The following is a 444-nucleotide window of genomic DNA, read 5'->3' on the forward strand; positions in this document are numbered from 1 at the left end:
ATCAGGGAAAGGGCGGCCGACCCGCCGGCGATGCCGCGGATGTGCCAGGGCGTTCCCCACCGCGGCATCTGGCGTTCGGCGCTCCGGCGGAGCGGAGGTGCCGTCACCGCCAGAACCGCGAGCGCGAGTGCGAACAGCAGCCGCACGGCGACCGGAAGCGGACGTAGGTGCTGGTCCGGAGGGCCTGCCAGGACGTTGACCTTGAAAGGCAGAGCCAGCATGCTGATGAAACACCCCAGTGCGCACACGACGGGGGTGAACGCCGCGGAAGGCCACCACCGGCCCGCCAGATGCCCCACGGACGCGAAGACGACCAGAGTCGCGGCACCGAGCAGGAGGTAGGAGGGCCAGAGAAAACCAGGGCCCGCCTCGCTGAAGGAAACAATCGCTGCGGTCAGGCAACCGACCGCGTACGCGAGAAACCCGAGGGTGAGGGTCGCGGCC

1 pseudogene is annotated in these 444 nt (G+C 69.6%); it reads right to left on the reverse strand.

Annotated elements, in window-relative coordinates:
• Positions 1–444, reverse strand: a pseudogene (locus tag V2J85_RS40730) (ABC transporter permease); the annotation flags it as partial.

It is taken from the genome of Streptomyces bugieae, from assembly GCF_036352915.1.
GTDB lineage: Bacteria > Actinomycetota > Actinomycetes > Streptomycetales > Streptomycetaceae > Streptomyces > Streptomyces endophytica.